The following is a 9,123-nucleotide window of genomic DNA, read 5'->3' as shown; positions in this document are numbered from 1 at the left end:
AAGGTCTTCCTCTCCGCCGTCGCCCTCGCTGCAACCGTCATGTTCTGGCTATGACGCGAGAACGAGTCCTGACCGTAAGGAGATGACGGATGAAATTGCTTGAGGGGCGGCTTGCCCTGATTACCGGTGGTGCCCGCGGCATCGGTGCCGCGACGGCCCGCGCGATGGTTGCGGCGGGTGCGCGCGTGATCATCGCCGACAAGAATGTCGAGGCCGCCGGGGAAACCGCCCGCAGCATCGACCCCACCGGCGACCGGGTGTCGGTCGAACCGCTCGACGTCACCGACCGGGCCGCCATCGCGGCGCTTGCCGCGACGGTGGAGGGCCGGCATGGCGACATCTCGATCCTGGTCAACAACGCCGGTTTCGCGGGGGAGCTGCCCTTGGACGATGATGGGCTGATGGATCTGTGGGACCGGATGATCGAAGTCAACCTGACCTCGGTCATGCTTGTCACCCGCGCCTTCCTGCCCTCGCTGCGCAGGACGAAGGGCAATGTGGTGAACGTGTCCTCGGTGGCGGCCTTCGTGGCGCCGCAGGGCAGCTATTCCTACAATGCCTCGAAGGCGGGGGTGAAGCTGTTGACCCAGACGCTGGCGCGGCAGCTTGGCCCCGAGGGGATCCGGGTGAATGCCGTGGGCCCCGGCACTGTCCGCACCGACCTGACGGCGCCGCGCATGCGCCGCGATCCGGTGTGGACGGAACAGGTGGTGCAGCGGGTGCCGCTTGGTCGGATCGGCGACCCTGAGGACATCGCGGATCCGATCGTGTTCCTCGCCTCGGATTGGGCGCGCTTCGTCACCGGGACGGTGCTGGTGGCGGACGGCGGCTATCTGGCCGTCTGAACGCCGGGCGGCCGGCCGCGCTTGCGGCCGGCCTGTCCCGCCTATTGCGATCCGGCGGCGCGGATCATGTCGCGGGCGATGATCAGTTGCTGGATCTGGCTGGTGCCCTCGTAAAGCCGCAGCAGGCGCACGTCGCGATAGAACCGTTCGATGCCGTAGTCGGCGATATAGCCGGCCCCGCCGAAGATCTGCACGGTACGGTCGGCAACGCGGCCCACCATTTCGGTTGCGAACAGCTTGCAGCAGGCGGCGTCGGTGGCGATGGCCTCGCCCGCGTCGTAGCGGGCCGCCGTGTCCCGCACCATCGACCGGGCCGCCAGCCATTCGGTGCGGCTGTCGGCGAGCATGGCCTGGATCAACTGATGCTCGGCGATCGGCTTGCCGAACTGTCGCCGTTCGGCGGCATAGGCAACGGCCTCGCGGATCAGCCGCGCCGCGATGCCGCAGGACAGGGCGGCGATATGCAGCCGGCCGCGGTCCAGCACCTTCATCGCGGTGGGGAAGCCCTGGCCTTCCTTGCCGCCGATCAGGTTTTCCGCCGGAACCCGAACGTGGTCGAAGATCGCGTCGCAGGTCTTGGTCCCGCGCTGGCCCATCTTGCGGTCGGGCCTGCCGAGGCTGATCCCCGGCGAACGGGCGTCCACGATGAAGGCGGATACGCCTGCGGCCCTGTCCTCGGGCGTGCCGGTGCGGGCCATGACGGTCAGCACCCCGGCCCGGGGGGCGTTGGTGATGAAACGCTTGGTCCCGGTCAGGATGTAGCTGTCGCCGTCGCGCACCGCACGGGTCTGCACCGCCCCGGCGTCGGAGCCCACGTCGGGCTCGGTCAGGCAGAAGGACGAGATGACCTCGCCGCTGGCGATGCGGGGCAGCCATCGGGATTTCTGTTCGGTCGTGCCGTCCATCAGGATGCCTTGCGATCCGATGCCGACATTGGTGCCGAAGACCGACCGGAAGGCGGGCGAGGTCTGTCCCATTTCCTCGGCGACGGCAACCTCGTCGGACATCGAGAGACCGAGCCCACCGTATTCTTCGGGGATCGACAGCCCGAACAGGCCCAGTTCGCGCATCTGGGCGACGATGGCCTCGGGAACCTCGTCCTGCTCATCGACCTGCGCCTCGAGCGGGACGAGTGTATCGCGGACGAAACGCCGGAGGGTTTCAAGAAGAAGGGTGCGGGTTTCAGGATCCATGACGTGCTCCTTGCGTCGGGTTGACGCTTACTGCCCGGTGGAGGGATGAAGGTCAATATTTTGCAGAACAATGGACCGCATTGCAGAACGTTCTTGCCGCTGGCCCCGGTCTGTGACATGAAACGGGCATGCATCGGGGACGGACGCGCCCGCCCGGTGCCGCCGGAGGAAACCATGACGACAAGCCTGAGGGCCGTCGGGCAGGCGCTGATCCTGACCATCGACAACCCGCCGCTCAATCTGTTGACGGCCGAATTGCGGGCCGATCTGTACGATGCGCTGGACGATGCGTCGGCTTCCGGCGCGGCGCGTCTGGTGATCACCGGGGCGGGCCGCAGTTTCGTCGCCGGTGCGGATGCCGGGGAATTCGGCGGCCCCCTGCATCCTCCCGAGCTGCCGGCGTTGATCGCCCGGATCGACGGTCTGCCCATGTTCACGGTCTGCGCCATGAACGGGCTGGCCTTGGGGGGCGGATTGGAAGATCGCGTTGGCCTGCGATGCGCGCGTGGCTGCGCCCTCTGCCCGGCTGGCGTTGCCGGAGGTGAAACTGGGCGTCGTGCCGGGCTCCGGGGGCACACAGCGCCTGCCGCGGCTGATCGGCATCGGACCGGCGGCAGGGATCGTCGGGTTGGGCGAGATGTTCGATGCGGCAGAGGCGCTACGCCTGGGGGTGATCGACGGGATCGCCGAGGATGCGGTGGCTGCGGCGCTGGCGCTCACGCCCCCGCCGCGGCCCCGTCTGTCACAGGCGCCCAATCCCGAACCGGCGCCCGACGCCGTCGCGGCCGCACGGGCGGCGGCGGCGCGCCGTCATCGCCGGCAGGCGGCGCCCGAGGCAGCGATACGTCTGGTCGAAGAAACCGCGACGACCGGCTTCGCCGCTGGCCTCGACGCCGAGCGCGCCCGGTTCGATGCCCTGCGGATTACGCCCGAGGCGCGGGCCTTGCGGCATGTATTCTTCGCCGAACGCGTCGCCCGCCGGGCCCTGGATACACAGGGCGAAGCGCCGGTGAACACTGCCGTGGTGGTCGGCGGCGGTCTCATGGGGGCGGGCATCGCCTTTGCCCTGCGCCGGGCCGGGATAGCGGTGGCGCTGGTAGAGACCGGGGGAGAGGCCGCAGCCCGTGCCGAAGCCACGCTCGCCCGCCTCGCGGACGAGGCGGTCGGCCGCGGCAAGGCGACCCGGGCCGAGGCCGAGGGTTTCCTGGCCGGGATGGGCTATCACATCGGCATGGCGACCCTGCCCCCGGCGGAAATCGCCATCGAGGCGGTGTTCGAGGACATGGGGCTGAAACAGCGGGTGCTGGCCGAACTGGAAGCCGCGCTTCCGGCGGATGCGGTGCTGGCCACTAACACGTCCTATATGGACATCCGCCAGATAGGGCAGGGCCTGCGGGATCCCGCGCGCCTGATCGGGCTGCATTTCTTCAGCCCGGCCCATGTCATGCCGCTGGTCGAGGTCATCCGTACCGGCATCTCGGCCCCGGCGGCGGTCCGGCGGGGCTTTGCCCTAGCCCTGCAGATGGACAAGATGCCGGTGCTGGCCCGTGTATGCGAGGGGTTCATCGGCAATCGCATCCTGGCCAGTCTCCGCGATGCGGCGGAGCTGCTGACGATGCAAGGTGCGACCCCGTGGGACATCGACGCGGCGATGGAATGGTTCGGCATGCCGCTCGGCCCCTTTGCGACGCAGGATCTTTCGGGCCTCGAAATCGGTCTGGCACGGCGGCGGCGGCTTCATGGTACGGGCCCCGGCGATACCAGTGCGGCGATCGGGCATCTGGTCGCGGCCGGGCGCACAGGGCGCAAGGCGGGGCGCGGATGGTATGACTACGGCCGGGACGGCCGGCGCACGCCGTCCGCAGAAACCGCGGATATCCTTGCCGCCGAGGCGCACCGGCTTGGCCATCCGCGACTGGCCCTGACGCGAGACGAGATCGCCCGCCGGCTGATCGCGCGCATGACCGAGGAGGGCAGGGCGATCCTGGCCGAAGGCATCGCCGACAGGCCGGAGGACATCGATCTCGTCATGATCCACGGCTACGGCTTTCCGCGCGAGAAGGGCGGCCTGATGTGGCACGCCCACAATTCGCCCGCTGGCTGACGACACCGGCCCGCGCGGAGGGATCACAGGAAAACGAGGAAAAAGACATGCCTTACATGATTTTCACGCAGGACGTCGAACAGGGCGCCGAGATCCGCAAGCAGCATCTCGATGCGCATCTTGCCTATCTGGAGGGACGGGTCGAAATCCTGATCGCCTCGGGCGGCCTGCTGAACGAAGAGCCCCGCGCCATCGGTGCGGTCATCCTGATCAATGTCGATACCCGGGAAGAGGCCGAAGACTTCGTCCACAACGATCCCTTCTACAAGGCCGGCCTGTTCAAAACGCTGGTGATCCAGCGCTGGCGCCAGTTCTACCTGCACGGCCGCCCGGACCGCGGGCCGTTTGCCCCGCTTGCACCGCACTAGGCGGCGGGCGCCGGGCCAGCCGGAAAGCGTTATGGCGGCGGATCTGCGAAGGTCGTCCGCAACCGTTCCTCGATATGCAGGATGTGGATGCGCATCACCTCTCTGGCGCGCGCGGGATCCCTACGTTCTATCGCCGCGATGATTGCCTCGTGTTCGTCATGCGCCCGTGCCAGCCTGTCGGTGAACAGCGGCTGGCGGGACGCGGCGATGAAGAAATCGCTCCGGTCGCCGAGGCTTTCGACGATTTCGGCCACGGGGACGGAACGGGCGGCCCGGCGCATCTCGAAATGAAGCTGGCGGTTGAGGGAACGGTATTCCAGCCCGATGGCGGCGGTACTGTCCCGGGCCTGCCGCAGCCGGCCGATCCGGGCAGAGATTTCCGACATGGCGGCGATGTTCGTCTTGTCCGCGCGTTCGGCGGCAAGTTCCGCGATCAGCGCCTCGCCTTCGGCGAACAGCCGGAAGAAATCCGATATTTCGGACGGTTCATAGCGCCTTACACGGCAACCGATCTGGGGCAGGATGGTGATGAACCCCTCGACAGACAGCCGTTTCAGCGCCTCCATGACGGGGTGGCGGCTGACCGACAGTTCGGTCGCCAGCTTGTCGATCGGTATCGAATCCGGTTCCCGGAATTCGCCTGCAAGCAGCCGGTTCTTGACGTCGTTGTATACCAGATCCGACAGGCCGACCCGCCGCGCGGATTGCCGGATGGAGGGGGGATCGGACATGCCCGAGATCATGTTGCACCCTCCTCTCGCGCCGTATCCGCGCGGAACCCGCCGCGGCGTGTCATGACCGCACCACCATTGGACCGCGCCGCAAGGGTCTGCAAGGGCCTTTCCTCCGGTATGTCAGTGCAGCGGGAAACCCAGCCGGCCAAGCACGGATTTCAGGACGTGGCGGCCGCTCAGCCCCTGGGCCGTCTGTAGGCGGGAAAGGACGAGATCGGTCCAGCCTTGACGGGAAAGCACCTGTTCCGCGCGGAACGCCCCGGTCGCGCGGTCGTGGGCGCGGAGCGTTTCGGGGTCTTCGGCGCCATAGCATTCCCGATGCAGAACCGCCGACTGCGGCAGCCGCGGCTTCACCGCCGTCTGCACCGCGGGGTCGGGCAGGCCCACCACCAGCCCCGCGACCGCATAGGCCCGCGGCGGCAGGCGCAACAGATCGGCCACCGCCTCGGGGTCGTTGCGCAGCGCGCCGATGAACACGGTTCCCAGCCCGAGCGATTCCGCCGCCACGAGGGCGTTTTGCGCCGCCAGCATCGCATCCATCGAGGCGAGCAGGAAGGTTTCGGTATAGTCGAGCCCCTCCATGCGGACGCCTGCGGCATCCCCGATGCGCTGCGCCCGGGACAGATCGGCGACCCAGACGAGGATCAGCGGCGCATCGATAATGTGCCGCTGATTCCCCGCAATCGCGGCAAGACGGGCGCGGCGTTCCGGGTCTGTGACGGCCACGACGCTCCATGCCTGCAAGTTCGACGATGTGGGCGCAGAGGACGCCGCCGCGACGAGGGTTTCCACCGTCCCCTCGGGCAGCGGCGCGGGCAGATAGGCGCGCACGGAACGGTGCGCAAGAAGCGTGGCGATCGTCGTGTTCCACGGGCCGACCGCGGCCGCTTCGCGATAGCGGCGAAAGACGGCCTTTTCGGCCGGACTGTCGCCCATCGATGTATCGCCAAGGTTCCGCTGCGTGTCCGCCATGGCTCCTATCCTCCTGTTCCTGTCGCGGATACCCGGCCTAGATCTCGTCGGCAACCGGGTTCGACAGGGTGCCGATGCCGGTGATTTCGACCTCGATCCGGTCCCCGGGCCGCATGAAGACCGGCGGTTCGCGGAACAGGCCGACGCCGCCCGGCGTGCCGGTGGCGATGATGTCGCCGGGCAGAAGCTCGGTCACCTGCGAAACGTAGGCGATGATGTCGGGGATGGTGAATGCAAGATCGGAAAGCGGGGCGGATTGCATCACCTCGCCGTTCAGCAGCGTGCGCAGATGTTGCGCGGCGGGATCGGGCAGGTCGTCGCGTGTGACAAGCCAGGGGCCCATGGAGCCGCTGTCGTCAAAGCTTTTCCCGGGCCAGAACTGCGTCGTATGACGCTGGAAATCGCGGATGGAGCCGTCGTTGAAGGCGCTGTAGCCCGCGACGTGATCCATCGCATCCGCGGCGGCAATGCGGCGGCCCGGCCTGCCGATGACCACCGCCAGCTCGCCCTCGAAGTCGAATTGCGCCGAGACGCGGGGGCGGATCAGCGGCACACCATGCCCCCGCACGGACGAAGGAAAGCGGACGAAGATCGACGGATGGCGGGGCGCCTCGCGGCCGGTTTCCCGGATGTGCGACAGATAGTTCAGGCCGACGCAGAGGATCTTGTCGGGGTTCGGCACCGGCGGCAACAGCGTCACCGCGTCGATCCCGAACCGGCGGTCCAGAGACCGGCCCAGTTCGGCCACCGCATTCGCGGTCAGCACCGCGCGCAGGTCGGGATAGCGGCTGCGAAAGCCGGCCGCGGCCTCGCGCAGGCCGTTGCCCTCGGCGACGCCATAGCTCGGCTGCCCGCCGGTCAGAAAGGATACGAGACGCATGATGTTTTCCTTGCTGTTGCCGCCGCCGCCCAACGCCGCGGCGGGTCGTGGTCTGGTGGTTTCACCTGCGGCTGCGCGGCGCCCAGGCGACAGGCACCGGCGCAAGCACATATCGGGTCGTGCGGCCGAGCGCCTGCCGGCCATGCTGCGCCTTTTCCGCGGCCACCCGTTCGATCAACGCCCGTTCCGCCGCCGGATCAGCCTGCGCCTGCTGCCAGGCGGCCAGATCCGGCCATTCCACCAGGCTGAAGGCGGTGGGCAGCCGCGGGCCGGTCAGGGCATCGAACGCCCCCAGGGTCCGCGCGCCCTGCCGTTCGCGCAGCGGCAGTTCGTGTTCGTTCAGACGGGCCCGGATCGGCCCGGCCATCCCGGTCTTTCCCGGGTAGATGGTCAGTTCGTGCACCGCCCCGGCCCTGTCGAAGGGCAATGCCCGTTCCAGCCCGTTCGACACGAAGGGGTGGAGGAAGTGGATCTCGAACTCTTCCAGAAATTCCGATCCGGCATTGGTTTCCGCGCGCACGCGGTGCCAGTCGGGATCGGCCGCGAAGGCGGCGAAGGCCGCCATCCGTTCCTCGAAGCTCTGCCAATGCATGAGATAGACGAAATGCGCGTTCTCGGGCCCCACGAGGGTGGACCAGCCGCCCACGACATTCACGCCGTGGCGGGGAAACAGCCAGGACAATCCGCCCCGGAACCGCCCCACCATGTCCTGAAGCCGGCCGGGTTCGATCTTGTAGATCCGCAGTTCATGGAAGCCGGGGTTGCCTTGGGTCATGCGCGTCTCCTTGCGTGTCCGCCATGCCGTGCGGGACGGCATGGCGGCGGGCGGGGATGGGGTGATCAGTCGGCCAGCGTCCACTTTCCGCCTTCGACCTTCACCAGGAAGGCGGCGTCGTCGCCCACGCCCCAGGGCCAGCGCGGATCGGCGAAGGTGTAGAAGCTGTGGGCGCCCGGCAGACGGTCGATGGCGCGAAGGCCCTCGACCACGGCGGTGCGGAATTCCGGCGTGCCGGGTTTCGCCTTGGTCAGCGCGGATTCGATCGCCGCGGTCGCGATCAGGCCGGAATCATAGCCGAAGCCCGAAATCGCATCTGCCGTCCCCGGGCCGTGCTTTTCGTTGTATTTGGCGATGAAGTCGAGCGCGACAGCCTTGCGCGGTTCGGAATCGGGCAGTTGGTCGGCGATGCCGATGGCGCCGATGACGGCATGCACGCCTTCCAGTTCGGCGCCGCCAAGCGTCAGGAAGGTCGCGTTGAATACGCCGTTGCTGTTGAAGATCGGCCCCTGATAGCGTTCCTTCACCGCCAGATTGCCCAGAACGCCCGGTGCGCCCGACACGCCGAGGAAAATGGCGTCCGGGTTGGCCGAGACCAGGCGCAGGACCTGCCCCGTCACCGAGGTGTCGGCCCGTGCATAGCGTTCGTCCGCGACGATCTCGTAGCCGCCTTCATCGGCATACTGTTTCAGCGCCGCCAGCGTGATGTCGCCCCAAGCGTCGGAAAAGCCCAGGAAGCCGACGGTCTTGACGCCGCGTTTCTTGAAATCGGCGATCACCGGAATGATCCATTTTTCCGGCGGCGGGGGCACGTTGAAGATCCACTCGTCGCGGGCATCGCCGAGCTTCACCGGCGCGGCGGGCAGGTAGGGGATCCGGGCCGCCGTCGCCACCTGCGCGATGGAAATCGCGCTTGGCGTGATGGTGGGGCCGATGATGAGGTCGACCTTGTCGTCCTCGATCAGCTTGGTTGCGTTGCGGGCGGCGATGGTCGGGTCGGTGGCATCGTCCATGACGATGACCCGGACCTTCTCGCCGCCGATTTCGGCGGGCAGCGCAAGTTCTATCGCCTGCTTCTGCGGTACCCCCTGCGCCGATGCCGAGCCCGTCAGCGAATGCACGATCCCGATTGACACATCGGCCTGCACGGCGGTCGAAAGGGTCATGAACCCCGCCGCCGCCAGCGTTGTGGCCACACCAAGTTTGATACGCATTGTCCATTCCTCCCTGGGGACGTTGCACGAAAAACCGC

The 9,123-nt window shown here is 67.8% G+C and carries 9 protein-coding genes and 1 pseudogene; 4 read left to right on the top strand and 6 right to left on the bottom strand.

What is annotated here, in order from left to right; translation table 11 throughout:
• Window positions 1-89: 89 nt before the first annotated feature.
• Window positions 90-845: an SDR family NAD(P)-dependent oxidoreductase gene (locus tag RGD00_RS19585; protein ID WP_310458960.1), complete on the top strand. Its 756-nt coding sequence runs from the start codon at window positions 90-92 to the stop codon at window positions 843-845.
• Between the two features lie 41 nt (window positions 846-886).
• Here the strand turns inward: RGD00_RS19585 and RGD00_RS19580 are convergent, their stop codons facing one another.
• Entirely contained in the window at window positions 887-2,038 is a 1,152-nt protein-coding gene (locus RGD00_RS19580; RefSeq protein WP_310458959.1) for an acyl-CoA dehydrogenase family protein, read from the bottom strand.
• A gap of 45 nt (window positions 2,039-2,083) precedes the next feature.
• On the opposite strand from RGD00_RS19580, the pseudogene RGD00_RS19575 reads away from it, so the two are divergent.
• From RGD00_RS19575 to RGD00_RS19565, 3 genes and pseudogenes are all read left to right on the top strand, one after another.
• Window positions 2,084-2,458, top strand: a pseudogene (locus RGD00_RS19575) (enoyl-CoA hydratase/isomerase family protein); the annotation flags it as partial.
• Window positions 2,459-2,525: 67 nt separating this feature from the next.
• Window positions 2,526-4,142 (top strand): 3-hydroxyacyl-CoA dehydrogenase NAD-binding domain-containing protein, encoded by a 1,617-nt coding sequence (locus RGD00_RS19570; RefSeq protein WP_425603439.1) that lies wholly within the window; start codon window positions 2,526-2,528, stop codon window positions 4,140-4,142.
• Window positions 4,143-4,189: 47 nt separating this feature from the next.
• A complete protein-coding gene (locus RGD00_RS19565; protein WP_310458957.1) occupies window positions 4,190-4,510 on the top strand; it encodes a YciI family protein in 321 nt (106 codons plus the stop codon).
• 29 nt (window positions 4,511-4,539) lie between these two features.
• Here the strand turns inward: RGD00_RS19565 and RGD00_RS19560 are convergent, their stop codons facing one another.
• From RGD00_RS19560 to RGD00_RS19540, 5 genes are all read right to left on the bottom strand, one after another.
• The gene (locus tag RGD00_RS19560; RefSeq protein WP_310458956.1) at window positions 4,540-5,241 is read right to left on the bottom strand and encodes a GntR family transcriptional regulator; all 702 of its coding nucleotides are present in this window, start codon (window positions 5,239-5,241) and stop codon (window positions 4,540-4,542) included.
• A gap of 123 nt (window positions 5,242-5,364) precedes the next feature.
• A complete protein-coding gene (locus tag RGD00_RS19555; RefSeq protein WP_310458955.1) occupies window positions 5,365-6,216 on the bottom strand; it encodes an NADPH-dependent oxidoreductase in 852 nt (283 codons plus the stop codon).
• A gap of 37 nt (window positions 6,217-6,253) precedes the next feature.
• Entirely contained in the window at window positions 6,254-7,096 is an 843-nt protein-coding gene (locus tag RGD00_RS19550) for a fumarylacetoacetate hydrolase family protein (protein WP_310458954.1), read from the bottom strand.
• Window positions 7,097-7,157: 61 nt separating this feature from the next.
• Window positions 7,158-7,871 carry an NIPSNAP family protein gene (locus tag RGD00_RS19545; protein ID WP_310458953.1) on the bottom strand — a complete coding sequence of 238 codons (714 nt, stop codon included), beginning with the start codon at window positions 7,869-7,871 and terminating at the stop codon, window positions 7,158-7,160.
• A 65-nt stretch (window positions 7,872-7,936) separates the two neighbouring features.
• A complete protein-coding gene (locus RGD00_RS19540; RefSeq protein WP_310458952.1) occupies window positions 7,937-9,085 on the bottom strand; it encodes an ABC transporter substrate-binding protein in 1,149 nt (382 codons plus the stop codon).
• Window positions 9,086-9,123 lie beyond the last annotated feature (38 nt).

Origin of the sequence: Ruixingdingia sedimenti, from assembly GCF_031432425.1 — a bacterium.
In the GTDB taxonomy this organism is placed as follows: Bacteria; Pseudomonadota; Alphaproteobacteria; order Rhodobacterales; family Rhodobacteraceae; genus Ruixingdingia; species Ruixingdingia sedimenti.
Note: the sequence above shows the minus strand (reverse complement) of the source record. Positions and strands in the feature narration are given on the sequence as shown.

Bases quoted from the DNA above. Each gene is read 5' to 3' on its own strand.
- RGD00_RS19555 (WP_310458955.1), bottom strand. From the start codon at position 6,216: ATGGCGGACACGCAGCGGAACCTTGGCGATACATCGATGGGCGACAGT.
- RGD00_RS19550 (WP_310458954.1), bottom strand. From the start codon at position 7,096: ATGCGTCTCGTATCCTTTCTGACCGGCGGGCAGCCGAGCTATGGCGTC.
- RGD00_RS19545 (WP_310458953.1), bottom strand. From the start codon at position 7,871: ATGACCCAAGGCAACCCCGGCTTCCATGAACTGCGGATCTACAAGATC.
- RGD00_RS19560 (WP_310458956.1), bottom strand. From the start codon at position 5,241: ATGTCCGATCCCCCCTCCATCCGGCAATCCGCGCGGCGGGTCGGCCTG.
- RGD00_RS19540 (WP_310458952.1), bottom strand. From the start codon at position 9,085: ATGCGTATCAAACTTGGTGTGGCCACAACGCTGGCGGCGGCGGGGTTC.
- RGD00_RS19565 (WP_310458957.1), top strand. From the start codon at position 4,190: ATGCCTTACATGATTTTCACGCAGGACGTCGAACAGGGCGCCGAGATC.
- RGD00_RS19585 (WP_310458960.1), top strand. From the start codon at position 90: ATGAAATTGCTTGAGGGGCGGCTTGCCCTGATTACCGGTGGTGCCCGC.
- RGD00_RS19580 (WP_310458959.1), bottom strand. From the start codon at position 2,038: ATGGATCCTGAAACCCGCACCCTTCTTCTTGAAACCCTCCGGCGTTTC.